Annotated in this window: 20 protein-coding genes and 1 pseudogene; 10 read left to right on the plus strand and 11 right to left on the minus strand. The window is 47.8% G+C overall.

Features of this window, described 5'->3' with window-relative positions; all coding sequences use genetic code 11:
* Positions 1-1,536, minus strand: a 1,536-nt coding sequence (locus tag H6F50_RS23090) for a serine/threonine-protein kinase (protein WP_190430499.1), incomplete at its 3' end; no start/stop codon positions are given.
* Positions 1,537-1,692: 156 nt separating this feature from the next.
* Here H6F50_RS23090 and H6F50_RS23095 point away from each other — a divergent pair.
* The 3 genes and pseudogenes from H6F50_RS23095 to H6F50_RS23105 all read left to right on the plus strand — a co-directional run bounded on the left by H6F50_RS23095 (position 1,693) and on the right by H6F50_RS23105 (position 3,229).
* On the plus strand, positions 1,693-1,863 hold the full coding sequence (locus H6F50_RS23095; RefSeq protein WP_190430500.1) for a hypothetical protein: 171 nt from the start codon (positions 1,693-1,695) through the stop codon (positions 1,861-1,863).
* 21 nt (positions 1,864-1,884) lie between these two features.
* Positions 1,885-2,022: pseudogene (locus tag H6F50_RS27365) on the plus strand (endo-1,4-beta-xylanase); the annotation flags it as partial.
* A 34-nt stretch (positions 2,023-2,056) separates the two neighbouring features.
* Positions 2,057-3,229: a GNAT family N-acetyltransferase gene (locus H6F50_RS23105; RefSeq protein ID WP_190430502.1), complete on the plus strand. Its 1,173-nt coding sequence runs from the start codon at positions 2,057-2,059 to the stop codon at positions 3,227-3,229.
* Positions 3,230-3,277: 48 nt separating this feature from the next.
* On the opposite strand, the gene H6F50_RS23110 is transcribed toward H6F50_RS23105, so the two are convergent.
* From H6F50_RS23110 to H6F50_RS23135, 6 genes are all read right to left on the minus strand, one after another.
* On the minus strand, positions 3,278-4,486 hold the full coding sequence (locus H6F50_RS23110; protein WP_190430503.1) for a tetratricopeptide repeat protein: 1,209 nt from the start codon (positions 4,484-4,486) through the stop codon (positions 3,278-3,280).
* Between the two features lie 266 nt (positions 4,487-4,752).
* A complete protein-coding gene (locus H6F50_RS23115; protein ID WP_190430504.1) occupies positions 4,753-5,889 on the minus strand; it encodes a Gfo/Idh/MocA family oxidoreductase in 1,137 nt (378 codons plus the stop codon).
* Complete coding sequence (gshB, locus tag H6F50_RS23120; RefSeq protein WP_190430521.1) at positions 5,886-6,863, minus strand: glutathione synthase; 978 nt, start codon at positions 6,861-6,863, stop codon at positions 5,886-5,888. The genes H6F50_RS23115 and gshB overlap by 4 nt, the downstream gene beginning before the upstream one ends.
* A 96-nt stretch (positions 6,864-6,959) precedes the next feature.
* Positions 6,960-7,223, minus strand: a complete 264-nt coding sequence (gene grxC / locus H6F50_RS23125; protein ID WP_190414096.1) for a glutaredoxin 3 — start codon at positions 7,221-7,223, stop codon at positions 6,960-6,962.
* 277 nt (positions 7,224-7,500) lie between these two features.
* Positions 7,501-8,388 (minus strand): 2OG-Fe(II) oxygenase, encoded by an 888-nt coding sequence (locus H6F50_RS23130; RefSeq protein ID WP_347277203.1) that lies wholly within the window; start codon positions 8,386-8,388, stop codon positions 7,501-7,503.
* 141 nt (positions 8,389-8,529) lie between these two features.
* Positions 8,530-9,510, minus strand: coding sequence for a PEP-CTERM sorting domain-containing protein (locus tag H6F50_RS23135; RefSeq protein WP_190430505.1), 981 nt, complete (start codon positions 9,508-9,510; stop codon positions 8,530-8,532).
* A gap of 1,219 nt (positions 9,511-10,729) precedes the next feature.
* Between H6F50_RS23135 and H6F50_RS23140 the strand changes: the two genes are divergently transcribed.
* The 3 genes from H6F50_RS23140 (at position 10,730) to H6F50_RS23150 (ending at position 13,593) form a co-directional block, all read left to right on the plus strand.
* Entirely contained in the window at positions 10,730-10,894 is a 165-nt protein-coding gene (locus H6F50_RS23140; RefSeq protein WP_190430506.1) for a hypothetical protein, read from the plus strand.
* A gap of 616 nt (positions 10,895-11,510) precedes the next feature.
* The gene (locus H6F50_RS23145) at positions 11,511-12,413 is read left to right on the plus strand and encodes an MBL fold metallo-hydrolase (RefSeq protein WP_190414088.1); all 903 of its coding nucleotides are present in this window, start codon (positions 11,511-11,513) and stop codon (positions 12,411-12,413) included.
* A gap of 64 nt (positions 12,414-12,477) precedes the next feature.
* Complete coding sequence (locus H6F50_RS23150) at positions 12,478-13,593, plus strand: bifunctional riboflavin kinase/FAD synthetase (RefSeq protein WP_190430507.1); 1,116 nt, start codon at positions 12,478-12,480, stop codon at positions 13,591-13,593.
* Here H6F50_RS23150 and H6F50_RS23155 read toward each other — a convergent pair.
* Positions 13,573-13,776 (minus strand): hypothetical protein, encoded by a 204-nt coding sequence (locus tag H6F50_RS23155; protein WP_190430508.1) that lies wholly within the window; start codon positions 13,774-13,776, stop codon positions 13,573-13,575. The two genes, H6F50_RS23150 and H6F50_RS23155, sit on opposite strands and share 21 nt — an antisense overlap.
* An 89-nt stretch (positions 13,777-13,865) precedes the next feature.
* On the opposite strand from H6F50_RS23155, the gene H6F50_RS23160 reads away from it, so the two are divergent.
* The 3 genes from H6F50_RS23160 to secA all read left to right on the plus strand — a co-directional run bounded on the left by H6F50_RS23160 (position 13,866) and on the right by secA (position 18,569).
* Entirely contained in the window at positions 13,866-14,774 is a 909-nt protein-coding gene (locus H6F50_RS23160) for a MoxR family ATPase (protein ID WP_190414084.1), read from the plus strand.
* Positions 14,775-14,885: 111 nt separating this feature from the next.
* Positions 14,886-15,506, plus strand: a complete 621-nt coding sequence (locus tag H6F50_RS23165) for a diheme cytochrome C (protein ID WP_190414083.1) — start codon at positions 14,886-14,888, stop codon at positions 15,504-15,506.
* A 246-nt stretch (positions 15,507-15,752) separates the two neighbouring features.
* Positions 15,753-18,569 carry a preprotein translocase subunit SecA gene (gene secA / locus H6F50_RS23170; RefSeq protein WP_190430509.1) on the plus strand — a complete coding sequence of 939 codons (2,817 nt, stop codon included), beginning with the start codon at positions 15,753-15,755 and terminating at the stop codon, positions 18,567-18,569.
* 45 nt (positions 18,570-18,614) lie between these two features.
* Here secA and H6F50_RS23175 read toward each other — a convergent pair whose 3' ends face one another.
* Positions 18,615-21,599, minus strand: a complete 2,985-nt coding sequence (locus H6F50_RS23175; RefSeq protein WP_190430510.1) for a GAF domain-containing protein — start codon at positions 21,597-21,599, stop codon at positions 18,615-18,617.
* Positions 21,600-21,969: 370 nt separating this feature from the next.
* Here H6F50_RS23175 and H6F50_RS23180 point away from each other — a divergent pair, with 370 nt between their 5' ends.
* Positions 21,970-23,139 (plus strand): quinone-dependent dihydroorotate dehydrogenase, encoded by a 1,170-nt coding sequence (locus H6F50_RS23180; protein WP_190430511.1) that lies wholly within the window; start codon positions 21,970-21,972, stop codon positions 23,137-23,139.
* Between the two features lie 66 nt (positions 23,140-23,205).
* On the opposite strand, the gene H6F50_RS23185 is transcribed toward H6F50_RS23180, so the two are convergent.
* Together H6F50_RS23185 and H6F50_RS23190 are read right to left on the minus strand one after the other, a co-directional pair.
* On the minus strand, positions 23,206-24,393 hold the full coding sequence (locus H6F50_RS23185) for a PAS domain S-box protein (protein WP_199292331.1): 1,188 nt from the start codon (positions 24,391-24,393) through the stop codon (positions 23,206-23,208).
* 1,125 nt (positions 24,394-25,518) lie between these two features.
* Positions 25,519-25,716 (minus strand): hypothetical protein, encoded by a 198-nt coding sequence (locus H6F50_RS23190; protein WP_190430512.1) that lies wholly within the window; start codon positions 25,714-25,716, stop codon positions 25,519-25,521.
* Positions 25,717-26,003 lie beyond the last annotated feature (287 nt).

The raw sequence follows: 26,003 nt of genomic DNA on the forward strand, positions 1-26,003 counted from the left end.
CGTATTATCCCAACTGCCACTCGCTAGCATCTGTCCATCTGGGCTAAAAGCAATAGAAACAACCCAGTTAGAATGCCCACTTAAATTGTGAATTTCCTGACCTGTTTTTAAATCCCATAATTTAATCGTATTATCTAAACTACTACTCGCTAAAATATCTCCATTGGGACTGAATGCAACAGAAACAACCTGGCTCGAATGCCCTATTAACGTGCGAACTTTATCTGCTTTTTTAAGGTTCCACAATCTAATCGTGTTGTCCCAACTGCCACTCGCCAGAATTTGTCCATCTGGACTGATGGCAACAGCACCCACTGACTTTAAATGCGCCTTTAAAGTGGAAATTTCCTGTCCCGTGTTTAGATTCCACAATTTAATCGTGTTGTCTAAACTCCCACTAGCTAGCATCTCTCCATTTGGACTGATGGTAACAGAAGCAACCGACTTTGAATGTCCCTTTAAAGTGTTCGCTAAAGCAAATTTTTTTCTAAAAATTGGTTGATTCGGACTTAAGGTTAGATTACTAATTGAAAAATTATTTGGATTGACGTGTTTAAAATAACTATATCCAAATAACAATAATATTAACGTAGTACTACCTGCTAAAACTTGATTTGTAAAATTGTTTCTAACCAGTGTAACCGCTGAAGACGTAATTTTAAAAGGCTTATTACTTCTAGACGGCGCTACAGATATTTTAGGCGTTAATTTTTGCGGACTCCGCATCAAATCATGAATAACCTCGTCTACCGAATGGTAGCGGCGATCAACATTTTTTTGCAATAGCTTATCTAATATATTACCCAAATTACTACTAATTGAATATTTTATGTATTTCCGCCACTGACAAACCCAATCGTAGCCATAATCAAGAAATAATAAGTGGGGATTGACATTACTTAGCAAATGAAAACAAGTTACACCTAGACTAAATAAATCGCTAGCTGGATAAACTTCACCCCCTTGCATTTGTTCGTAGGAAGTATATCCGAAAGAACCAATTTTTGTACCTCGTTGAGTTGTCCCCTTTGCTGCCAATTGCTTAGCTGCACCAAAATCAATCAGTACTAACTCCCGCTTTCCTCCCCTTGTTAAGCGGCAACGCATAATATTTTCGGGTTTGATATCTCTGTGAATTACATTTTTGTCATGAACGAATTTGAGAACAGGTAAAATATCCAGTAACATCTCTCGAATTTGTTTTTCACTAAAAGCACCTTGTTGTTCCAACTCCTGCAATAAATCCTGCCCATCGATAAACTGCTGCACTAAATATAAATAATTTCCTTCTTCAAAGTAGCCATAGAGGGTGGGAATCTGCGGATGATGTCCCATCTCTTGCAGACGCTTTGCCTCTTGTTTAAACAGTTGAATAGACTTGTTGAGTGCCGCAGTTCCTTGGACTTGGGGTCTAAATTGCTTGACAACGCAGGGTTCATTCATCCTATCTATGTCTTCTGCCAGATAAGTTCTACCAAATCCTCCCTCATTGGAAATAAGCTGGATAATGCGATAGTGTCCTCTTAACAGCGGCATTAGTTTTGTCCCGCAACTGCGGCAAAACTTTGTCGTAGCAGGATTGAGAGGATTCTGACAATCGGGGTTGAGGCAACAGCTCATAGGTAGAAGATGCAACATTTGGTTGAGTCTATGATAAATTTGCCCCTAAATTTTCTCTGTAGTGGTTCAAGCATGAAACGCCAAATTTTCTTAGCTTTAATGCTGCTGACGGCTACAGTTTTGATGCTTTTTATTGGACACGGTGCGATTACGAAACCAGCAAACACGGCGACTATTTCGCTGCGATCGCTAGCAGGCACACGAGAAATAGGCATTGGTATGGCGGTGGCGATGCAACCCTGATGTCACGATTCTACCTATCGGGAGGTGGTGGCGCGTGAGTTCAATCCCATCGTGGCAGAGAATAGGATGAAGTTTCAGGCAGTTCATCCAGAACGCGATATCCTCCAAGGACGACCTTCGGTTCGCTTCGATTTCACAGACGCAGATAATGATGGCTGATCGTAAAAAATTAATCAGCAATTAGCAGCCTAATATGACAACTAACTTTGAATTCGGCACGATTTCTAACTCTGAAGAAGCTAAACAGCTTGGGCAAATCTTAACCCAGTGCTTCAATTCACCGCCAGATAGCTGGCAGATGTATTTAAATCGGATTGGGTTGGAGAACTTCCGCGTCATCCTCCAAGGAGGGCAGGCGGCTGGGGGCTTAGGCATTCTCAACATGGGTCAGTGGTTCGGAGGTTCTCGCGTACCAATCGCCGGAATTGCCGCCGTGGGCATTGCGCCAGAGTATCGAGGCACAGGGGTAGCGGCGGCGCTGATGACTAATATTGTTAAGGAGTGTCACGCTAAGGGAATTCCCCTATCGACGCTCTACGCCTCTACCAGCGCCCTTTATCGGAAAGTAGGTTACGAACAAGCTGGGAACTATTGCCGTTTGACGGTGCCGACAGAGACGATTCTGCTCAAAGATCGCACTTTGCCGATGCAGCGCGTGGAAGCGACTCACCACGAATTTCACGAACTCTACCGTCAACGAGCGATCGCTTCCAGTGGCAACTTGGATCGCCACCAAGCCATTTGGCAAGGCATTGTCGAGTCCCCAGAAGACGTGATTTACGCCTACCGGATTGGCTTTGAAGACAAACCAGAAGGTTACATCATTTTCAGCCAAAAAAGGGGCGACACAAGCTATCACCTTGAAGTCAGAGACATGGTGGCATTAACACCAGCAGCAGCACGTCGTTTGTGGACTTTCTTTGCCGATCACCGTTCTCTGGCAGACAAGGTGATTTGGCAAGGTCAGGCAGGAGACCCGCTTTTGTCTTTACTCACAGAACAAACTTACAAAATTGCCCATTTAGAACGATGGTTGGTGCGAGTCGTTGATGTGCCAAAAGCACTATCAATGCGCGGCTATCCGATTGGGTTAGAAGCCGAATTACATCTTGAGATTCAAGATAATGTATTGCCCGATAACAATGGAAAATTTGTTTTGGCAGTTTCCGGCGGACGCGGTGAAGTGACAAGAGGCGGACGCGGTGAATTACGGTTAGATGTGCGAGGCTTATCACCTTTATTCACAGGGTTACTGACAGCTCATCAGTTACAAACGATTGGGAAAATTGAAGGGGATGCCGATTCTTTATCGACCGCCATGCTGCTCTTTGCCAGTCCCGAACCGTGGATGCCAGATCATTTTTAGCGGCTCATTAGTTAGCAGCAAGGTAGGCAATGGCTATTATCCTACTAGCTACAATTCACCAATCATTTTTTTGAACCGCTCATGTTGCCGAATTTGATAAAAACTTGATTCATTTTTGGCATAAGTTTTAAATGTATTGGGATCGAGATAAATTGCCTGTTCTAGAGAATCAAGCGCTAAAGAAGCTTTGCCTTGTAGGGCACAGAAGCAAGCTTTGTTATACCAAGCATAAGGGTAGTGAGGATTGATTTCGATGGCTCTGTCACAACAGGCGATCGCTTCTTCGTATCGTTGCAATGCAGCGAGTGCCCCACTCCAGTCCGTCCAGATAGCGGGGTTATCTGGTTTGAGGACAATTGCTTGCTCGTAGGAAGCGATCGCTTCTTTATACCGTTGTAGGCTTCCTAACGCCCAGGCTCGATGGTGCCACGCTTCCCAAAAATCATGTTTTAGTTTAATGGCTTTGTCATAAAAAGCGATCGCTTCTTCGTACCGTTGAGATTTAAGTAGCTGATTGCCTTTTTCATAACAAGCATGATGCGGATTCATGACTCTACGAATTAGCAAAAAAACACCAATCGCCGCTAATAACAAAATGCCGGAATCAGCGTTGAAAGATGCGTATCCCTTCCATACCAATTCCATTGGAACACCAAGCAGTGCCCCAATTGTAAAAGCTGATTTCCAAAAAAGCAGATTTAACGGTTTTACGAATGAAAGCAGAATGAAGAGGGCAATAATTCCATATTTGCTCAGCTTTCTCAGTTTAATTTGAGTTTGATTCGGCAACCACGGCTCGATAATGCCATAACCATCCAGCGGCGGAATTGGCAGAAAGTTGAACTGAATAACGGAGATTTGTAGAATAATTAGAAATGCTAAAGCTGGGCCAATCCAGTGTTGGCTGAATGGCGTCACCCAACCCAGCCAAAAGGGAATCGTGAGCAATAAAGTCACGATTACACTAGCGATGGGACCCGCTGCGGAGACAGCACTTTTCCACCAACGATTGCGTAATTGGCTTTGATTGATGTAAACTGCGGCACCCGGTAAGGCAATCCCACCGATGAGAAGAAAGACGACGGGCAGAACCAAACTCAAAGTTGGATCGGTATATTTGAGGGGATTCAGGGTCAAATACCCCTTATCTTTAACTGAGGTATCCCCGCCCCAATAAGCAACTACCGCATGACCAAACTCGTGTATACAAACAGACACGATCCAGCCAAGACAGACGAAAACTGCGACAGGTAACATTGCTGCCCACCCTGAGGAAAAGCGGTTGAAAAGATGTTTTAATCTAACTCAGCCGCGAGGCAAATGGCAAAGTTGCAACGCGATCCGGTTCGGGTTAAATACGTTTAGATAAATCAGTATTTGAAAGAAGATCCCCCAACCCGCTGATAAATTGGGGGCGATGAGAAAAAAATCTCCTTTTTCAGGAGGCGAAGGGGGTGCAAATAGGTTGCCTCAAAACGTTAACTTAACTGTATTTGAAGCTTAATCTCCTACGTTGACTGTCGCTATGAGCGACTGGCCAGGAAAGTGTCCAAACTTGGCACATCCACCCAGCAACCCGTCTGATGGGATTCATGGGCTAAATCCATCAACAGCTGGGAATAAACTCCCTCTCGCAGCGATGGCGCGATCGCTTTCCCGGCGTCAATTGCCTGCACCCAGTTGTCTACAACTCGGATAAAGGGTGCCAGACGCCCATCCGTATAGGTTTGGGGAAACGCCAGCCGATGCGGAATTTCTACCTCAGCAAGAGGTTTACCCGCAGGTGCCGCCCAGAGGCGAAAACCATGTACGTAATCTTTCTGATTTTCACTGCCTAAGACTAACGTACCGCGATCGCCATAAACTTCGATCCCGTGCGTCCGCGATGCATAAACCACCGAACTGATACACAGTTGGCAAGGCGTCCCATCCGCCAGTTCCAGCATCAGCATACACGTATCATCCGCATCCACCGGCTTCATTTCACCCGTGTTCGAGTCTGGACGAAAAGGAATTCCTGTAATCAGCTGGGCACACAGTCGCCGCACAGGTGCAAACAACCAGCGAATGTAATCAAAAGCGTGAGAACCGACGGCTCCCAATGCTCCTCCTCCCTGGTCTTTCCGAGAATACCAGTTCCACGGGCGCGTGGCATCGGCACGACTCGACACCAGCCAATCAATCTTGATCAGGCGCTGTTGCCCCACATACCCTTCTGCTAAAAGTTCCGCAAATCGCTGCCATGCTGGGACAAAACGAAATTCAAAATCCAGCGCAGCGATCGCGCCGTTTTCTCTCGCCAACTGATACAACTGACGTGCCTCAGTCGCTGACAGGGCTGTGGGTTTTTCTAATAATAGATGCTTCCCAGCTTGCAACACCGTCTTCGCCATTTCATAGTGCAAAAAGGGTGGCGTTGAAATACTGACAGCGGCGACATCTGGCAAAGCGACGATTTTTTCTAGGGTGTCGCAAGCGTGGGGGATATTCTGGGCAGAAGCGAGAGCGATCGCTTTATTCAAATCCCGATTGTAAACGGCAACCACCTGAGTACGCGGGTGTGCCTGGAATCCGGGGATGTGGATTTTCTGACCAAATCCAGTCCCCACCACTGCTACGCCAATCGGGTTCGATGCTTGGGCTGAATTGCTGAATGTCATGCAGGGTTTTCCGATCTAAACTTTTCCACCCATTCAATCACTTGATAGCCGAGACGGGTGCCATCAAGTCGATCGATTTCTCGGATGCCAGTAGGACTGGTGACATTCACTTCCGTGAGGTAGCCGCCAATCACATCAATCCCGACAAAAATTAAACCATCCTGGCGCAGTGTAGGAGCCAGTTGGGCGCAGATTTCGCGCTCTCGTTGGGTAATTTCCGTCTGAGCCACTCTACCCCCGACTGCCATATTGCCGCGAAATTCCTTCCCTGTAGGAATGCGATTCACGGCTCCAATCGGTTCGCCATTGAGCAAAATAATTCGCTTGTCTCCTTCTTTAGCGGCGGGTAAGTAGGTTTGCACCATCACTGGAACTCGTGCCTGAAGGGTACTGAGTTCTATCAGGGAATTAAAGTTGCGATCGCTCGGATCTAAGAATAAAATCCCTTCCCCCGCCTTATTTCCCAACGGCTTCAGGATCGCCGCCCCTTTTGCTTCCAGAAACTGGCGGATCACCTGTTTATCCGCACTGACAATCGTTTCCGGAATCGCCTCCTTAAACTGGAGTGCGTACATCTTCTCATTTGCCGCCCGCAACCCATTGGGGGCGTTGATGACCAAGGTTTTCGCTGGATCGATATAGTCCAGAATGTAGGTGGCGTAGAGGTAAGGAACGGTCACTGGCGGATCTGTTCGCATGAAAACCGCGTCCATTCCTTCCAGCGGTTGTAAAACGCGATCGCCGACAGAAAACCATCGCGACTCCGCCACCCAGCGTCCTTCCACCAGTTGCACCGGCGTCAGTTGCACCGGCTCAAGCAACGCCCAAGCCTTGCCATCCCCCACACTCAATAAATTCGCCTGAGTAATCCAAACTTCGTGTCCCAGTGCTTGTGCTGCTTCCATCAGCGCCACACTGGTATCGTGACCGGGATCTAGGCGTTCGATGGGGTCAATAATAAAAGCAAGTTTCATGTTAGCTATCAGCTTTTTGTCTTTTGTCCATTGTCCGCTGTTCGCTGCCCGTTGTTCGCTGTCCGTTGTCCGCAAACAGCCACTCAGGACAAATGACTATGCTGATTGCAGGAGTGGATCGAGCTTACCTTGAGCTTCTAGCGCATAGGTATCATCGCACCCCCCAATATGCCGATCGTTGATAAAAACTTGAGGTACGGAACGCCGCCCACTTGAACGTTTTGCCATCTCCGCCCGTGCCGCCTCATCCCCATCAATGCAGTATTCGATATAATCAACCCCTTTTTTATCGAGCAAAGCCTTGGCACGGATGCAGAAGGGGCAGCTGCTCCAGGTATAAATTTCCACTTTAGGAGCCATCTTGTCCTCAAATATTAAGTAATTTTTCTTGATCTTAGTCTAGTCAAACCCATCTATATTTTGTTTTCCGAGTAAAGTTTACTGAAAATCTTGGCTTGCTTAGTTAGCACGTCCCGTACCGGAAGTCCCGCTCCATCCTAAAAAGCTCCCCGCTTAATCAAAGCGGAGAGCTTCTTGTGGAAGTTTCCCAAAAATCAATCCTTAAGGGAAAATAGCCATTGAATATTGCTTAGCGCTGAAGCTAGAGAAAGAAAATCTAGCTGAAGGCGCAAAAATATTAACGCCGAACCCACCCGTTAATCGTAAAGCGACTATCTGCGAAGGCTTTCGAGGGACATTTCACAGGTAAGACTTCATGCATATAGCGACTGAGGAAAAGCACAATGCTATTATTACGAGGCTCAACTGTTTTAAAAGAATCAGCCTTCACGTAAAAGTTATTTTCAATCTTGCTGTCGTAAATTAGTAGCTCTCCACCAGAGAAAGCTTTGGGTTCCTGGTAAAAGTAGTAAACATAGGTTAATTCTCTGGTAGCAGTATCAGGACTACCATTATCATTGTGAACTTTGTAGTAATTTCCATCATTGTGAGCGGTTAATTGTGACTCAATTTGAGATACAGGAAATGATGGAATCCCTAATTTGCTAAATATATCCGGTAAAATTGCTCGCAAGCGATTGACTATCCGTTCTGAAAACTCAGGGAAAGAGTAGAGAGCCATAGACCGACGATAATCAGTCGCATCGGTTGAAATGCTGGTAGGTACAAAGGCTGGCTCTTTTTTAAACACATAATCGAGTAGTTGTTTGTGTTCTTCTTGAGTCAGAAAATTGTCAATTTGCACGTAGGGAGAAGCTAAAACATCCGTTGGTTGAGGTTTCAGTTCCTCTTGCATGACAAAAACTGAGGGTTCGGTAACTACACCAACCAGATGTTCGCTTGGAAAACACAGAGAAGCGCGACCCTCATCAATCGGAATCTGGAACAACCCATAAAAACCATCTTCTTGCTTATAAGAGCGAGCCACAACAGTTTTTAACAGATTTTCTAGTATAGGAGCGTCTGACTTTAGAAAGACAGTGTATTGATGTCCCCCTGCCAAGAGAAGTTTGACTTTTATCTCTTTGACTTCAACAGATGTTTCTATAAGTTTTCCTACTTTCACATACCTATCGCATTGAGTTTTTTTGGCTTGAAGTACAATTCACCCTGAGCAAAAGCTTCTCACCGTATCGGAAGTGAGAAGCTCTTTTTGAAATATGTATCTCTACTGGAGGTAAAACAGTCGCTTAACTAGCTCCTAACGCTACTGTGCGCTTGTCTTCCGTCTTTTGCCAAACCGCATGGCTGCAAAACTTGTCAGCATGAGTGCGCCCACTGTACTGGGTTCGGGTACTGGTCTAGGGTTACTCTTAGTGCCGCCGGTACTGGGGTTGGTGCCGGAACCGTAGTCAACTCCCGTACCGCCATTGCTGTAATCAACGCCAGTTGTGCCGCCAGTTGTGCCGCCAGTTGTGCCGCCAGTTGTGCCGCCAGTTGTGCCGCCAGTTGTGCCGCCAGTTGTGCCGCCAGTTGTACCGCCAGTTGTACCGCCAGTTGTACCGCCAGTTGTACCGCCAGTTGTACCGCCAGTTGTACCGCCAGTTGTACCGCCAGTTGTACCGCCAGTCTGGTTCGCAGGTGCTGGTGAGGCGGTTGCTGTTAGTTTGCTACTTCCCTCACGACTGTTTCCAGTGCCTACGCTCATCACGCGAACTCCGAAGTCCTGACTGTAAAACTGAGCGAGGGTTAAAGCTGTTGTGGCATGGGACAGAGTAAAAACGGCCGTTTGAAAGTCGTCCTTACCGCCCTTCAGACCTTGCTCACCAATTTCTATGCCAAATTCAAATGAGTGATTGCCTCCATCGCCATTCAAATTAGCTTGACCAACAGTGCTAAGGTTGCCGCTGGTACTATAGTCCGTCTCCGTTATCAATTGGTTTTTACCTGTTTGGTTCTGACCAACTACGCTCAGACCGCTTAGGAGGGAGTTATCAAGAATGTTAAAGAAGACTCCGCGTAGGTCGGCAAGCGATACGCTCTTGTCAACATCCACTTTAAACTGAACGTTCCCTGCTCCTGCTATTGCATCATCCAAAGTGAAGTTGACCTTAGCAGCAGAACCTGTGAAGGGAGAGGCGCTAAAAGTCATAGAGGCAGCATTGGCTGGGGAAAATGCAGAAGATGCGATCGCAACACCAGCAGCCAAGAAGGAATAACTAAGTAGAGATGGGATTGTCCTTTTCATCGTAATTAAAACCTTTACCAATTTAAGAGTGAACTGAAGTTGCGTTATGGAATCTGCGATCTTTGCACTACAGTGCAAGGTTGTATATCACAGGATGTTTAAACATCAATGAAATGCCTTGAACCTGTAGATTTCCCCTGATTTTTCTGAAAATTAATCATGTTCCTTTTGCTGTTACCTCTACTGTAAAGAGTATTTTTTTAGTTGTCTATCGATTTTTTAAAACTTCTTCGTATCTTTATTTAAACTCAATTTCTGAGTATTTCTTTGCTGATGTCCGAGAATTTTTCTGGGCATTTACCTATAAGAGCCACTACGATTAAAACTGATGCTTGGCCTTGAAAGTCTTTCTAGTCAATCATTCTGGGCAGCGATTGCAAGATTTCAACTTTTGCAATTACCGCAAAATGTCGAGCTTCAATATTAAGTGTTCCACATTGATAGGTGTAACGTCTTCAGCAGAACTACGCACTTATTTTGGTAATACAAATCCTATAAAAGCCTTCTTCAGTATTTACCGAGTCGAAACACGAGGTTGAATATTTTAGGCAGGTTACTTTACCGCCAAAATCATAAGTAAATTCTTTTTGGCACTGATATCAATACGGATTGATTTAGCTAATCGCTAAATCAATCCTGCTTGCTTTGAGTATTTACCGAGGGTAAACAGCCTTCTCAAGGGTAAGTATGCGAAGCCCTGAAGTGGTATTACTGCTATACATAGATTCGGTTTAGCTAAAATAAACAACGCTTCAAGCAAGTTTTGAGACCATTTCACCTGAATGTCGCCACAAGTAAATTGCTGAAAGTCCTTGCTGTCAAGACTTGTGCCATTCAAAACCTGAAATCCAAAATCTAAAGTCGGATGAGACAGCGCAGTTATAGCGGTTCTCGCTGGTATTCCCTGCAAGGCTGATGTTCGGACAAATATATTGTTCGCCTCTCCAGCGTGTACTCAACGGAGAAGGGCTATTGTCTTGCTATCGACTTGAGCAATCTTGTTAAAGGCAATCGTAGTAGTCATCTGGGTGCCCCCGGTACTAGGCAAGCAATAAATACAATGATTCAGAGCTTACAAGACCGGGCAGAGGCTGGTAGCGGGTAGATATCTGTCCTTGCTTAATACGGCTGTGTATACCGAGCTGACGAAGGTTGTTGAACCAGACATTCTAGGCGCACGCTAGATAATCAGTGACGCCAGAAGTGGAGGAGGTGACTGATGAAAGCACCTGAGTGCCTGAGTGCCCGTCACAAAAAGCGCTTTTTTGATGGCTTTATATTTTGCTCTGATTCAGATTCTGATATAGATGAGCTGCATTCCCAAAGAACGCCCTCAATCCCCCTCAATCTATATGTGGGCAACGAGTTCAGGAGAGCGTTGTGATTCTCAATCAACTCTTACTAAAAAAGTTTCACTTAACTAAGCGGCAGGCAATCTAGACTCAGACTTGGTAAGATCCATATAGAGAGGGAGAGGTAATCCGCTCCTCTTAGGACATTTTGCTCTCCAGGTGTGCAACTTCATCTGTCTACACAAGGCAAGTTTTATCCTTTAGCAACTTGTTTATATTTTGAAGGTGAGCTGGATCACAGATTACTGTTGCACAAGTGCCAGACGTTTTTACAACTAAACTGCTAAGCTTTTTAAATTAATCCAAAAGCTAGCGTCCTCCTAGTTTGGATGCGTGTCCTACCAGAGGCAATAGCGTAACTTAAAAAGTTTCCGTAAAAAACGCTTGCAAAAGCGGCATCTGTAATTATGCCAGGGAGCAGTTTTGAGTCATACTCAAATAGAAGAATAGGGTCTTCTGCCGGATCACTCTCTACGTCAGCCGCTGAATTGTTGAGCCTGGTTGAGCAACCAAGGCTTTTTGAGATTGGCTGGACTTTCCTCAAGCAAGCACGGTCCCAATCTCGTGCAGGCTTCTGGCATCAAACTATATGAACAATCAGTAAAACCTTTTTGATGACCCGCGATCGGAATCCTACAGGCAACACCCATGTCTAGCATGCAAAACCTATTCACAATTCACTTTTGGGGAGTAAGAGGAAGTATCGCCTGTCCGGGGCCGGAGACAGTCCGGTATGGAGGCAATACGCCTTGTGTTGAGATGAGAGTGGGTGGTGAACGCCTGATTTTCGATGGCGGCACTGGCCTGCGAGTGTTAGGGCAATCCCTGCTATCTCAAATGCCGGTGGAAGCTTATATGTTCTTCACCCACTCCCACTGGGACCACATTCAAGGGTTTCCTTTCTTTGTTCCTGCTTTTATTAAGGGGAATCGGTTTCATATTCATGGAACGGTTGCTCCGAATGGTTCGACGATTGAACAGCGCCTGCGCGACCAAATGCTCCACCCAAATTTTCCCGTGCCTTTACAAATCATGGGAGCCGATTTGAAATTCTACGATTTACCAATCGGGCAAAAGGTACAAATTGGAGAAATTACAGTCGAAAATGCCCTGTTGAACCATCCTGGGGAAGCTGTGGGATACCGCGTCAACTGGCGGGGGTGTGCTGCCGCCTACGTGACCGATACAGAACATTCTCCGACTCGTATGGATGAAAAAGTTTTGTGGCTAGCTCGGAATGCAGATGTCCTGATTTATGATGCTACTTACACGGATGAGGAATACGACTCACCCAAGTCTTCTAAAGTAGGTTGGGGACATTCGACCTGGCAGGAAGCCGTGAAAGTAGCTCGTGCCGCGAATGTTAAAAAACTAGTAATTTTCCACCACGATCCGCTGCACAATGATGATTTTCTCGATCGGGTTGGCGAACAGGTGGCGCAAGAGTTTCCCGAAGCGATAATGGCGCGGGAAGGCTTGTCAATTCAGCTAGTGCCACAGAATCATCTGCCAAATGCGATCGCTGTCCAAGAAGCGGGCGTTTCTGCCTAAATTGGTCATTGGCTAATCCTTAATGACTAATGACGAACGACTAAATTATGTAAAAATGTAAAGCGTGTGGGTAACTTCTTCTCCTGACACTGCTCTAAAACCAACCGCTGTTGCCTTGGGAAACTTTGACGGTGTGCATCGCGGGCATCAACAGGTCGTCAAACCAATTTTGAAGGCTTCTGACGTTCCGGGTGTACCAACGCTTCCTCCATCGTCCCTGCATCGGCGGTTAGAATACCATTGGCAAAGCCAAAGTGAGGACACGGGACGGTCGCCTGAGACGAAAATTCTCAGTTCCAACGAACATCCCATCGCTACAGTGGTGACGTTTAATCCGCATCCGCGAGAGTTTTTTACAGGTCAACGCCGAGGACTGCTAACACCCCGACCCGAAAAAGTACGACAACTAGAGGCATTGGGTGTGGAACAGCTGGTGCTGTTGCCTTTTGACAGGGAACTGGCTGCTTTGAGTCCGCAGCAGTTTGTAGAAAAGATTTTGGTGGGACAACTCAGAGCGCAAAGTGTGAGTGTCGGAGAGGATTTTCGCTTTGGGTGCCAAAGAGCGGGTACGGGGGCGGACTTAAAAGCGATCGCGCACTCTTATGGCATCAATGTCACCCTGGTGCCGTTGCAAACCTGTGAGGGCGAACGGATTAGCAGTTCAGTCATCCGTCAGGCGCTCCAAGAAGGAGACTTAGAGCAGGCAAACCGGCTACTAGGGCGTCCTTACACTCTCACTGGATTAGTCGTGAAAGGACAACAACTAGGCAGAACCATCGGATTTCCTACCGCCAACCTACAACTTCCTTCAGAAAAGTTTTTACCCCGACAGGGCGTTTATTGTGTCAGAGTTTATAGCGAAACCGAGGATGGTTCGGAAGCCACCGGGCAAACAGAAACAGGGAATGGGGAAGCCAAAGTAGCGGCGGATGGTTGCTCCTTGCCAATAGAGGGCATCGGCGTGATGAATATTGGCAATCGCCCCACGGTAGACGGTACCACCTCCACCGTAGAAGTTCACCTGTTAGATTGGGTCGGAGATTTATATGGAAAGACCTTAACTGTGACCTTGGAACAGTTTTTGCGCCCCGAACAAAAATTTGCTTCCCTGGACGCGCTTAAGACGCAAATACAGGTAGACTGCGAGGCAGCAAGAGCCTTATTTAGGACTGAGGACTGAGGACTGAGGACTGAGGACTGAGGACTGAGGAGTCGAAGAGTGAGGAGCCAAAGAGTGAGGGTTGAGGACTGAGGACTGCAATAGAGTGAGGTGAGATACAAATACAGGCAGACTGCGAGGCAGCAAGAGCCTTTTTAAGCGTGAATGGCTAAGCGGTCTCATTCGTCCATACTCAATCGTCATCAGTCATTGTCACTGTTGGCAGACAACAGACAACAGACGACGGACAATGGACGAATTCACTACTGACGAATGACGAAAAAATAACGACTATGAGACAACGTATTGAGCAGCTGACGCAAAATCTGGGTCGCACAGTTGTCGGCAAAGCAGATGCCATTCGCTTAGTGCTAGTAGCCCTCCTTTCCGGTGGTCACGCCCTGTTGGAAGATGTCCCTGGCGTTGGTAAAACCCTGTTGGCTAAATCGCTGGCACGCTCGATTGACGGAAAGTTTCAACGCATTCAATGTACTCCGGATCTTTTGCCCACTGATATCACCGGCACGAATATCTGGAATCCCGCCGGACGCGAGTTTGAATTTCTGCCGGGACCCGTGTTTGCAAACGTGCTGCTGGCAGACGAAATTAACCGCGCCACCCCCCGCACCCAATCTGCTTTATTAGAAGTGATGGAAGAGCGACAAGTCACCGTTGATGGGGTTTCTCGCACCGTACCCAATCCGTTTTTTGCGATCGCAACTCAGAACCCAATTGAGTATCAAGGCACGTTTCCGTTGCCAGAAGCCCAAATGGATCGCTTCACAGTTTCCTTAACTTTGGGCTATCCCAGCGAGCAAGAAGAACTCCAAATGCTGCAACGGCTCGCTGAAGGCGTTAGGGTAGAAGATTTACAGCCCTGTATTTCCCTGGAAGACGTGCTGGAGTTACGGCGTCTGTGTGGCGGCGTGAAGGTAGAGGCGTCTTTGCAACAGTACATTCTCGACTTGGTGCGGGCGACGAGGGAAGATGAAGAAATTACGCTCGGTGCCAGTCCTCGCGGTACCGTTGCCTTGCAGCGAAGTACCCAAGCACTGGCTTTTTTGGAAGGGCGGGATTATGCTATTCCCGATGATGTGAAGTTCCTGGCACCTCACGTCCTTTCCCATCGTCTCATTCCATCGGGCGGTCGCCGTGCTAAGACGATTGTGGAGCGTCTGCTGCGCTCGATTCCGATTCCATAGACTTTTGTCCCTTGTCAGTTGTCTTTTGGTAGTAGGTAGTAGGTAGCAGGTAGTCGGTGTAACTCACAAACCACAACCCACGACCCATTACCCATTACCCAAGCATCCGTTATGCCAAAGCTTGTCCGGTCAAAAACCCGCTCCCGCTCTTTCCCTGGGCGAGAAGCCGCGCCTAAGGGCATCCGCAAGCGATCGCTTTTTACTTTGTTTTTGCTGCTCTTAGTCTGGAGCATCATCCTGGGATGGGGAATGGCAATGGCGATGGACGTTCAGAGCAAAGTCCCCATTGCCCAAATGTCCCCAACCACTGCCAACACAGCGACAGAAATAATGGGCACCGTCGATCCGGTTATCAGTCGCCTCGAATTGGGACAGCAACTTTACGTGGATAACTGTTCCACCTGTCACATTGCCGTCCCCCCAGCCGTTCTGCCGATGGAAACCTGGAAAAATCTGCTGCAAGAAACGCACCAACATTACGGGACGCAGTTGCCGCGCATCATCACTCCCTCACTTTTACTGATTTGGGATTACGTGAGGACTTACTCTCGTCCCCAACTAGAAAAAGAAACCGTGCCCTATCGGGTTACAGAATCTCGCTATTTAAAAGCACTTCATCCTCGCGTCGAACTGCCCCAGCCCGTAAAACTCTCTAGTTGCGTCACCTGTCACCCTGGCGCTAATCAATACAACTTCCGGGATCTGACTGCTGAATGGGAAAATTCACCCTAAAGTTAGACGGGATGCCCGTACCATCTCAGCCTAAGTGGAAATGATACGATGATTGATAAATGCCGAAGGTCGTTGGAGGCATAAAACCGCTAGGCAGAAAGATGAATCAAGTAGGACTTCTCCGCTGACTTCTGACTTCTGACTCCTAAGTTCATCCTTCATCCTTCATCCTGCGAAGAAAGCACCGCTATACGCGACAGCGAATCGCTAACATCCTTCATCCTTCTAAAGTTTCCTTTTGCTGCTATGTTTAAAAAATTACTGGGCGACCCCAACGCACGCAAGCTCAAAAAATACCAACCTTATGTTGTAGATATCAACCTCTTGGAGGAAGAAATCCAAGCGCTGTCCGACGAACAACTGACGGGCAAAACCGCAGAATTTAAACAGCGACTGGAGAAAACTAAGACAGCGCGGGAACGCCAAGAACTGTTGGATGAGTTGCTCCCAGAAGCTTTTGCAGTCGTGCGGGAAGCAGGGCGAAGAGTTTTGGGAATGCGCCACTTTGACGTGCAGATGCTCGGTGGGATTGTTCTGCACAAAGGTCAAATCGCCGAAATGAAAACTGGGGAAGGAAAAACCCTGGTATCAACCCTACCGGCTTACCTCAACGCCCTGACTGGTAAGGGAGTCCACGTGGTCACAGTCAACGACTACCTGGCGAGGCGCGATGCCGAGTGGATGGGTCAGGTGCATCGGTTCTTGGGCTTGAGCGTCGGACTGATTCAATCGGGAATGGGGCCAAGCGAACGCCAGAAAAATTACGCCTGCGATATTACTTACGCCACGAACAGCGAATTGGGTTTTGATTACCTGCGCGACAACATGGCAACTTCGATGGCGGATGTGGTACAGCGTCCACCGAACTATTGCATCATCGACGAAGTAGACTCGGTGTTGATTGACGAGGCGCGGACGCCGTTGATTATTTCCGGGCAAGTCGAGCGCCCAACCGAGAAGTACCTGAAGGCGGCAGCGATCGCGTCGGCCCTGGAAAAGGAAGTTGAGAGCGACGGGAATAAGCAAGGGCATTACGAGGTAGATGAAAAAGCTCGTAACGTTCTGATGACCGATGAAGGGTTTGCCAGAGCAGAACAGCTGCTAGAAGTCAAGGATTTGTACGACCCCAACGATCCTTGGGCGCACTATATCTTTAATGCGATTAAGGCAAAAGAGCTGTTTAAAAAAGATGTAAACTATATCGTCCGCGACGGGGAAGTCGTGATTGTGGATGAGTTTACGGGGCGGGTACTCCCCGGTCGTCGCTGGAGTGACGGACTCCACCAAGCGATTGAGGCGAAAGAGCGGGTAGAAATTCAGAATGAAACGCAAACACTCGCGACGATTACTTATCAAAATTTCTTCTTGCTGTATGAAAAGCTCGGCGGGATGACCGGAACGGCAAAGACAGAAGAAGCCGAATTTGAAAAAATCTACAAACTGGAAGTTACGCAAATTCCCACTAATAGACCGAGCGGACGGGGAGATATGCCCGATGTGGTCTACAAGGTAGAGGCAGGAAAGTGGCGGGCGATCGCTGAAGAGTGTGCGGAAATGCACAAAGTTGGGCGACCCGTCCTTGTGGGAACAACCAGCGTAGAAAAATCAGAACTCCTGTCAACTCTGTTGAGCGAGCGAGAAGTGCCGCACAACCTGCTGAATGCCAAACCGGAAAATGTAGAGCGAGAGTCGGAAATTGTCGCTCAAGCCGGTCGCAAAGGGAAAGTGACGATTGCGACGAACATGGCGGGTCGCGGAACCGACATCATTTTGGGCGGGAATGCGGACTATATGGCACGCCTGAAGCTGCGGGAATACTTGATGCCCAAGATTGTGCAGCCGGAAGAAGAAGATAGTTTTGCATTAAGTCAGGTGGCGGGAGCGCCAGGACGTGCCCCCGCGCAGGGGTTTACTCCCGGTAAGAAGGTGAAAAGCTGGAAGGTTAGCCCGCAAATTTTCCCGACTCAGTTATCCAAGGATACGGAACAAAAGCTGAAAAGTGCGGTAGATTTTGCCGTACAGCAATATGGAGAGCGGAGCCTGCCAGAGTTGGAGGCAGAGGATAAGCTAGCCGTTGCCTCAGAAAAAGCACCGACGGATGACGCGGTCATCCAAAGGCTGCGGGAGGTTTACAACTTAATTCACAAAGAGTACGAACAATTTACCAGCGCCGAACACGAAGAAGTGATCCAGTTGGGCGGTTTGCACGTTATCGGCACAGAACGCCACGAGTCGCGCCGGATTGACAACCAGTTGCGGGGTCGCGCCGGACGGCAAGGAGACCCAGGCTCGACGAAGTTTTTCTTGAGTTTGGAAGACAACCTGTTGCGGATTTTTGGTGGCGATCGCGTGGCAGGATTGATGGATCGATTGCGGGTAGAGGAGGATATGCCCATTGAATCCGGGATGCTAACCCGGAGTCTGGAAGGGGCGCAGAAAAAAGTCGAAACCTACTACTACGACATCCGGAAGCAGGTATTTGAGTACGACGAGGTGATGAACAACCAGCGTCGCGCTATCTATGCCGAACGCCGCCGCGTTTTGGAAGGGCTGGATTTGAAAGAACAGGTGATTCAGTATGCCGAGCGGACAATGGATGACATTGTGGAGGCTTACGTCAATCCAGAATTACCTTCGGAAGAATGGGATTTAAACAGCCTTGTTGCTAAGGTGAAGGAATTTGTCAATCTGTTGGCAGATTTGGAGCCGTCCCATCTAGAAGACATGAGCGTTGGGGAAATCAAAACTTTCTTGCAAGAAGAAGTGCGAAAAGCCTACGACCTCAAAGAATCGACTGTCGATCAAATTCAGCCTGGTTTGATGCGCCAAGCCGAGCGGTTTTTTATCTTGCAGCAAATTGATACCCTTTGGCGGGAACACCTACAAGCAATGGACGCCTTGCGCGAGTCGGTAGGTTTGCGCGGCTACGGTCAAAAAGACCCGCTGATTGAGTACAAGCAGGAAGGATATGAGATGTTTCTGGACATGATGACGGATATCCGCCGGAATGTGGTTTATTCGTTGTTCCAGTTCCAGCCGCAGGTTCAGCCGCAAGCGGTGTAAAAGAATTAAAAATTAAAAATTGGGCATTCAATTTTTAATTTTTAATTAGACCATTGGTAGTAACAACCGAGTTAAGTAGCGGTGTCCTTCCATCTGGTAAAACTGGAGATCGCCGCCAAAAGAGCGCACGAAGCGTTGGCAAATCTTCAAGGTTGGTTCGAGATGGAAACCCGCTCCTACGGGTGTTGTCAAATCAAAACGTTCCGAATCGGTCATTAACAATTCCACGAGGGAAGCGCTGTCCTCTTGGGGAATTTTGACTTCAGCCTTGAGATGAATCCGGCTGTTTGCGGTTGCCTTACGAGCTGCGATCGCTAACAGTTCGGAGAGGACGCATTCCAGCTTAAGCAGGTCGCTATATACGTGAAGGTTGCTACCCACTCCTCCGATGGATACTTGAATCTGGCGCTGATGGTAGAGAGGTTGAACGAACCAGAGCGATCGCTTCAACACATTCACTAACGGCACCTTTGTCAGTCGGCGCTTCAGCTGCCACTGCTCCTCCTCCACGAGCGGGGCGAACTCCCCAAGGATATTCCCTAGTTCGCGGATGAGTTGTGAGGAATGCATACGCGCTAAAGATTTATCTGGAGGATGCCCTTTAGAAGGTACAGAACTGTCTGCACGATTGGTTTGTTCTCCCAGCGGGATGTCTGATAATCCCCCCCCTACAAGTTGATTCAGGCGGTTAAGGCGATCGGCGGCAGAGGAATGCAAGCTTGCCATACAACGATGTTTATACCAGTTCAGCTGTTCTAGGTTTCTGACTTGCCCATAGAGAGCGGCGTTTTCCAAGGTGTACTGGCGAATCCGAGCGAACTGTCCTATCAAGGTTTCCACAACCGGAAGTAAGTGTTCGGGCCACTGACGCTGGGGGCTGTCTGCCAGCACAACCAGACCACCGGAAGGATGAAGGGGAGTTGTTTCCTCCTTCGTCCTTCCGCCTTCATCCTGGGGGAGAGCCATGACCAGCAAGCAGCCGATACTGGCGCTGCTCAGCCATTGCCGGGATCTACCGGGGATTTGCGTGCCCCGCTTTTCTAGAAGACCCTCAGCCGTTAGAGCTTCCTGAATCAATGCATCGTTGAGTGGAACCGAGAGGTCGGGGGGAAGGGCAAACCGCGAGTTTGCCATCACCGCCGCCGCTACCTTGGCGTTTTCAATCCGAGAATCTTTCCGAGTGCCTCCCCAAGTAAGCAAGAGCGCTAGAGGAGATTGCAGCATCTCAGAGAGGAATTCCACCCAAGCCCGATCGAACCCGGCTGGGTCTGGCGGTGCCGATAAGAGAATCTTCAAGCCAGCCTGGAAGAAGGATTGGGCTGACTCTGAGAGTTGGGTGGAGGTTCTCATCTCCAAGGTGCGGACTGCCAAACTTAATTGTTGGCTGACGATGCCTAGTAATTGGCGCTCGGTTTGGTTCCAAGTTCGGGGGGTGTTATGACCAATGACAACAAGGGGTAAGTTCTCTTTCAGGTCTGGGTCAAGCTCAGAGGTGTCGCGACTGGACATCCGGCAGACTAAAAGCGATCGCACGCCTAAACCCGCCAAGCTCTCCCGCCAGCGACCCAGTCGCGGGTCTTGTTCCCAATCTTCAATCGCCACGGCTTCAGGACTTTCCTCGATTAGCTGCCGGTCAGCACCTGTAACAGCGCTGAGGGAAGTTGTTAGGGGTCTTCTATTCAGTGGCTGGCGCTGGTAAACAACCGAATAATTTTCAGCTTTCTGTTTTGAGTTTTCAGTTGAACCTGGAGTAATCGGGAATGAGTCTTGTCCCCCATTCCCGAACCATGACCCATGACCACTTCTGGGTTGTTGCAGTACCAAAAAACGTTCTGCCCCCAGCCGCTTCAAGAGCAGTTGGGCACACTCATCTAAGGCTTTCTCAGCGTTTGTGTTGTCGGCGAGGATACGGGCACACTCTGCTACCAGTTGGGCATCCTGTTGGGTACGCTCAAGCGTTCCTTCTATCTCCTCACTTCCTGCCCCTAGGGAGATCAACTGAGCAGCCGCACGAATGTAGTTTTTTTCCGCTTCTTCCCAGATGCGAGCTTCATTGCCTTCCACTGCCAGAAAGCCCACCAGTTCCTGCTTTACCCGAATCGGCGCAGCCAAAAGGGAGCGTGCCCGCAACCTGGAGAGCAAGCGCCCGGTTACTTCGGCTTTTAGGGGGCTTCTACCCGCGCCAATGGCAATCAGCCGATTTTCATTCAGAGCTAGATAAAATTCGCTGACTTCTTGGACGGTAAGACCAGCAGCAGCACTGGCGGCTGAGGAAGCGAGTCCCCTAGATGTCTGGCGGTTGCCAACTCGGTGCCAAAAGTAGCGTCGCTCTGGGGAATACCAGTAGACGCTGGTGCGAGTTGGTCCAATAAATTGCTGCGTCATGGCTACCACAGCCTCTAGGCGTTGATCCATCGCAGGCATCCGCGCCATCTGGTCTAGCACCTGAAATAGTGGCTGGTCGGGGCGCTTGGTCGAGGAGTGCTGCCAGTCAAGTTCAATCTGGTACAGGGCAGCAGCTAATCCCCCAAATAGCATTGACATCTGGGCTTTTTCTCCCGGTCGAGGAGTGGCACCCCACAAGGACGATCCTAGTAGCACGACACCAAAACAACGGTCTTTGCAGCGCAAAGGATAAAAAAACGCACCCTGAATTCCAAATTGTTGAGCTGCTCGACGCCATTCTCCAGCCCGCACTTCTTCGCTGAGATTTGGGACGCCTAAGGAGCGCTGCTGGATGACTACCTGCTCCAGAAGGTCGCCGGGACTTAGGGTAAACTTACTTTTAAGAAATTTTGTGTCGCCGGTGGGAGTGACGCCGCCTTTGCCAAATAAACGGTGATCTAAGCGATCGTAGAGGCCAATCCAAATCAGGCGATAGTCAAACTCGGAGGCGAGATAATTCAGGGTGGTTTCGATGAGAACGTCAACATTCTCCTCTTCCCGCATGGTCTGAAGGACGCGCCCCAAGGCAACAAGTTGGTTTTCGTAGTCCGCTGGACTTTGGTCTGGAGTGTGGTGTTGATCCATGTTATTCAACCGCGACCCGACTCATTGCGATCGCTTGTCGCTTGTCAGATTTCTCACTTGAAAGTAGGACTGTTAGCGTAGCGGCGCTCTACTCCCGGATTGCCCGAACAAACCAGAGCGTCTCAAAAAGAAAGATTTTCAGCTTGTTCGTTGTGAAACTTTGCTCATCGGTGAGTGTCTTAAAACTCGGAAGTCGGGCGTGCGGGAAAGAGACTTTCATGTTTTTGGTATGAACTTTGTTCGTGGGTGTCTCTTGCAAAGCTTGTAATATCTAGAATGCCCTTACTTGAGGATAGTCGGTTGTCAATTATTAGTTATTTTTGTTTTCTTTTTTACCAATGACTAATGATTAACGACGAATGATTAAATTATGGATATCTATCAACTCGCAATTCGTCCGGCATTATTTTCCGGATTGAAAGCCGATCCAGAATGGCTGCATCAACAAACGCTCCATCTGTTCAGCGCTCTTGCCGGTTTGCCTTCTCATCCCCCCAAAAGCTGGATTGTTGCACAATTACAGCAATCTTACGCCAAGAGAGATGCTCGCTTAGAACAAACTCTGTGGAAGATAAAGTTCCCCAATCCAGTGGGTCTAGCCGCTGGATTTGATAAGGATGGCGTCGCGGCTGGGATTTGGCCTAGTCTCGGCTTCGGCTTTGCGGAACTCGGTACCGTAACCTTACACGCGCAACCGGGAAATCCCCGTCCTCGCTTGTTTCGCTTGCCGATGGACAAAGCCGCCCTCAACCGGATGGGATTTAATAACCAAGGGGCAGCGGCAATGGCGCAAAGGTTGGAAAGCTGGAGTGGAAAGTTAAAAGCTGAAAATTCCAACCTTCAACCTTCAACCTTCAACATTCCCCTAGGAATTAATCTAGGTAAATCTAAGATAACGTCACTAGAGGCTGCGGCTGCTGACTATCTGGGTAGTTTTCGCCTTTTGAAGGATTTGGGAGATTACTTTGTCGTTAACGTTAGCTCACCCAATACACCGGGATTGCGAAGTCTCCAGTCTTCGGATCAGCTGAGTCTGATTCTAGATGCCCTGCAACAAGAAAATCAAGGACAAAAACCTCTACTGGTAAAGATTGCCCCAGATTTGGAGTGGGAAGCGATCGCTTCTGTGATTGAACTTGCTAAAAATTACCAACTGGCTGGGATCATCGCCACTAACACCACTATCCGGCGCGATCATCTAAAAACCCAGATACTTTCCCCAACTGGTAAACCCGTGAGTGAAGAAGCCGGTGGCATCAGCGGTGCCCCTTTAAGAGAACGTTCTACCGAAGTCATTCGCTTTATCTTCACGCAAACGCAAGGTCAACTGCCCATTATCGGCGTCGGCGGCATCTTCACTGCCCAAGATGCCTGGGAGAAAATCGCGGCGGGTGCTAGCCTGATCCAGGTTTACACTGGCTGGATTTATGAAGGTCCTTGGATGGTACGCCGCATTCTGGAGGGTCTGTTGCAAAAATTGCAGGAACACAGCTTAGCGTCCCTCTCTGACGCCGTTGGCATAGACAGTCTTCAGACTTGATTTCAAGCTACCCACTGTCACTTGTTAATCAACCAACAACTGATAACTCACCCCTAACCGCTTACTCTAGAAGCTTCCCTCTTTGAGGATAATGTGGTATTTGGAGTCAAAGGAAATCTTTCCTTCTTGCTGTAACTTCCCTAACAAACGGGTAATTGTCACTCTGGTGACGCAGCAGGCATTGGCAAGGTCTTGATGGGTGAGACGAACGCTCAAACGAGTTCCCTGCGGCACAGGTTCGCCAACTTCCTGTTTCAGCAGCAACAATAGATTCTGCAAGCGGTCTTGCAATCGTCGCTGACCAGAAATCGCCAAAAGCGATTCTGTCTGCCGCAACCGCAAATTAATTTTCGGTAAAATAGTCTGGGCAAGATGAGGGGAGGCTGTTATCTCTGAGAGGGAAATGTTAACTATCTGCACGTCCGAGACGGCAGTTGCTTGATAGGTTGACAGGGCGGTTAAACAAGAGCCAAAAGGCATCGAAGGACCGACTAACCCTACCAGCACCTCTTCACAATTGTCACTCATCGTACTCAGCTTCACCAAACCCCGACACACTAACCACAGGTTTTGAGGGTCGAGGGGAATGATTTCTCCTTTGGAGTAAGCCTGTACAGGGCGATCTTGCTTGAGGTCGTAGTTATTTTTTTCTAGCGCCTTCTCTACCCGCTTGCGCTCAGTGATATCGCGAATCAGCCAACGCAATGTGACGGCTTTGCCTTCCCCATTATTATGAGTAGTGGCGACTGTTATCCCCGCGTCAAAAATCTCACCTTTACGGGGCTGTAGGCGTACTGTCCACTCATATACTCGTTGCTGCTCATGCAGCCGAGTCAGTTCGTTACGAAAGATTCGACGTTCTTCTTGAGGAATGAAGATGACAAACGGTTTGCCCACTAAAAACTCTGGCGACACGTTGAGCAGTTTAGCAGCAGCGCGGTTGGCTTCTCGGATTGTCCCTTCTGCATCCGTCACCAGGTAGCCTTGCGGTGCTAACTCGAACAGATCCTGGTAGCGGTGGCGTTCGGCTTCCAACGCCTGTCGTGCGGCTACAAGTTCCTCATTCTGCTGGCGTAGTTCCTCTAGCGCCACTTGTAGCGTTTCCGAGGCGATGCCCAACTCCTTGAAGGCGACTGGCAGTAGCTCTGGCTCTTTAGGCGGAGCGATGGTTGCCCCTTTGTACAGCTCAGCTAATCGCCAGTTAATTTGCTGAATTTGTTGGGCAAATAAGTTCACATTTATTTCATTTTTCATAGTTTTACCTTCACTAAGGGCATGATTGAGAACTTCTTACCCTCTATCAAGTTCACTGCTTTTTTCCTTTTAACATTCCTTTCTCTAATTGCGCCCTTCCAAAAGAGGCAATCCTTGCTCCCCCTATTTATCTATTTATTAAATGAATAAATTAAATATGCAAATAGCGGCAAAAAGTAAATTTTATTTAACTAATGTATATTCAAGCTTATTTTTTGAGATTATGGAAATAATTAGGGTTTTCTAACTAAATATTTAGCGATTGGAAAATCTTTGATGTACAACACCCTGTAGTGCGGAACCGAGCGCAATGTGAGTAAAGCACAAGGGAGATTCTATCACTCTCTGCATACGCTTTGCGATCGCTTCACAAAGTTGCTTTGCACTAAGCACCGCTTCGTTAACGAACGCAATCAAGAGTTCAGTTACGCGGGGTATGAAAAGACAAGTTTTGAAAGAACCTAATTAAAATTGCTTGTGATTTTTAATACAATTATTCACTGAGTTTACATCAATCTATTTCTTCAGATAGATGCAGGCGAAGAGGACAAAAGTTAAGCCTTAGATAATCGTTATCCTGCCGCAAGAAGCTGCAACGGGATATACTGACAGACAACACCAAGCCCCTAGAAAGCAACTGATAGGGGCTTTTTGTATTCAGAATTGCAAATAGATTTAAGGTTCGCTGATCCCTCTAGTGTAAGCGAAAAATCAGGTTGAATGAGAATAATTTCGTTTATTTATTAGCGATACAATTTTAGCTAAACAGTTAAAAACTCTGCTAGAAATACTGAAACCGTTATGTATGCGATCGCGTAACAGCACCCCCGCGAAGTTCCCTAAGCTGTCATCGCTCACAAACACCAATAAAAACCTCCTGATTAACTGCAATAGAAAGTTTTTTTGGATGCGCGATCGCCTAATAATTTCCCAGTCGGTTCATTCTATCTTAGAAGTGCAAGGCAATTCTCGCGATCGCCGTTTAAAACTCTTATATTTTATAAAACAGATGTCTCAAAGCTGTAGCTCTTACGCTTGTTTTGACAACTTTACTGTTCTATCCACGATAGCGCTATCTTTCCTAAACATAGGTTTTGTGCTTCCAATCACAGGTAAATTTAACATTCAACCCAGCCCTGTGGTAGAAGTTTGGTAAAACAGTAACGGGTAAAGTTCCAAAGGTGCATTCTTACGGAGTTGGGCAAACTGCCCTAGCAGTTTTTGTATGCAAAAACAAGAAGTTTCCCTATCTGTGTCATCGCCCCATTGCGTTTTGAAAAACTTCCAGACTTCTTCATCATTAGCCACAGAAGAAGATACCAATCAACGCCAGCGATTAACCTTCCCACACCCAGATTACAGTTCGCTTTGTATTTGGAAGCTTCCCACCTTACCTCGCCACTGTCGCGTTCGCGAAATATCAGTATTTCCTAGACTACTAAAACTAGGGATATAAATAACAGTAGACTTTATAAAGCTAAAACATTAAAGAATGTTGTAAAAATCAAGATGTTTTGTGAATGATGGGAATAAGTAATGGTTTTTGATTACCTATTTATAAATAATTGAACGGAGGCAATTAATCTTTAATTAGCCTACCTGTTAATTAA

The organism is Coleofasciculus sp. FACHB-712 (assembly GCF_014695635.1).
Lineage (GTDB): Bacteria > Cyanobacteriota > Cyanobacteriia > Cyanobacteriales > FACHB-T130 > FACHB-T130.

What these genes read in the sequence shown, in the direction of transcription:
- H6F50_RS23105 (WP_190430502.1), top strand. Translation starts at nt 2,057, where the DNA reads ATGACAACTAACTTTGAATTCGGCACGATTTCTAACTCTGAAGAAGCT.
- H6F50_RS23110 (WP_190430503.1), bottom strand. Translation starts at nt 4,486, where the DNA reads ATGTTACCTGTCGCAGTTTTCGTCTGTCTTGGCTGGATCGTGTCTGTT.
- secA (WP_190430509.1), top strand. Translation starts at nt 15,753, where the DNA reads ATGTTTAAAAAATTACTGGGCGACCCCAACGCACGCAAGCTCAAAAAA.
- H6F50_RS23185 (WP_199292331.1), bottom strand. Translation starts at nt 24,393, where the DNA reads ATGAAAAATGAAATAAATGTGAACTTATTTGCCCAACAAATTCAGCAA.
- H6F50_RS23155 (WP_190430508.1), bottom strand. Translation starts at nt 13,776, where the DNA reads ATGACGATTGAGTATGGACGAATGAGACCGCTTAGCCATTCACGCTTA.
- gshB (WP_190430521.1), bottom strand. Translation starts at nt 6,863, where the DNA reads ATGAAACTTGCTTTTATTATTGACCCCATCGAACGCCTAGATCCCGGT.
- H6F50_RS23140 (WP_190430506.1), top strand. Translation starts at nt 10,730, where the DNA reads ATGAAAGCACCTGAGTGCCTGAGTGCCCGTCACAAAAAGCGCTTTTTT.
- H6F50_RS23180 (WP_190430511.1), top strand. Translation starts at nt 21,970, where the DNA reads ATGGATATCTATCAACTCGCAATTCGTCCGGCATTATTTTCCGGATTG.
- H6F50_RS23135 (WP_190430505.1), bottom strand. Translation starts at nt 9,510, where the DNA reads ATGAAAAGGACAATCCCATCTCTACTTAGTTATTCCTTCTTGGCTGCT.
- H6F50_RS23165 (WP_190414083.1), top strand. Translation starts at nt 14,886, where the DNA reads ATGCCAAAGCTTGTCCGGTCAAAAACCCGCTCCCGCTCTTTCCCTGGG.
- H6F50_RS23160 (WP_190414084.1), top strand. Translation starts at nt 13,866, where the DNA reads ATGAGACAACGTATTGAGCAGCTGACGCAAAATCTGGGTCGCACAGTT.
- H6F50_RS23095 (WP_190430500.1), top strand. Translation starts at nt 1,693, where the DNA reads ATGAAACGCCAAATTTTCTTAGCTTTAATGCTGCTGACGGCTACAGTT.
- grxC (WP_190414096.1), bottom strand. Translation starts at nt 7,223, where the DNA reads ATGGCTCCTAAAGTGGAAATTTATACCTGGAGCAGCTGCCCCTTCTGC.
- H6F50_RS23145 (WP_190414088.1), top strand. Translation starts at nt 11,511, where the DNA reads ATGTCTAGCATGCAAAACCTATTCACAATTCACTTTTGGGGAGTAAGA.
- H6F50_RS23115 (WP_190430504.1), bottom strand. Translation starts at nt 5,889, where the DNA reads ATGACATTCAGCAATTCAGCCCAAGCATCGAACCCGATTGGCGTAGCA.
- H6F50_RS23175 (WP_190430510.1), bottom strand. Translation starts at nt 21,599, where the DNA reads ATGGATCAACACCACACTCCAGACCAAAGTCCAGCGGACTACGAAAAC.